The organism is Paenibacillus sp. PsM32 (genome assembly GCF_030433815.1).
Taxonomy (GTDB): domain Bacteria; phylum Bacillota; class Bacilli; order Paenibacillales; family Paenibacillaceae; genus Saccharibacillus; species Saccharibacillus kyungheensis.
Window position 1 is genome coordinate 1 of sequence record NZ_JARUWY010000079.1, and the last position, 228, is coordinate 228.

1 pseudogene is annotated in these 228 nt (G+C 54.8%); it reads left to right on the plus strand.

The window, feature by feature from the left end:
- A pseudogene (locus QCD85_RS23755) lies at positions 1-228 on the plus strand (RNA degradosome polyphosphate kinase); the annotation flags it as partial.

A 228-nucleotide genomic window follows, 5' to 3' on the forward strand; every position in this document is an offset into this window, starting at 1 on the left:
GCTTTGATGGCTTCCGAAATGGCTTTGACGCTATCCGCGATCGCGACGTGCTGCTCTACTACCCCTATCACACCTTTGAGCATGTGCTGGAGCTGCTGCGTCAGGCGTCGTTCGATCCCAGCGTGCTGGCGATCAAAATCAATATCTATCGCGTAGCCAAACACTCCCGCATTATGGATGCGATGATCCACACGGCGCACAACGGCAAGAAAGTGACGGTGGTGGTTG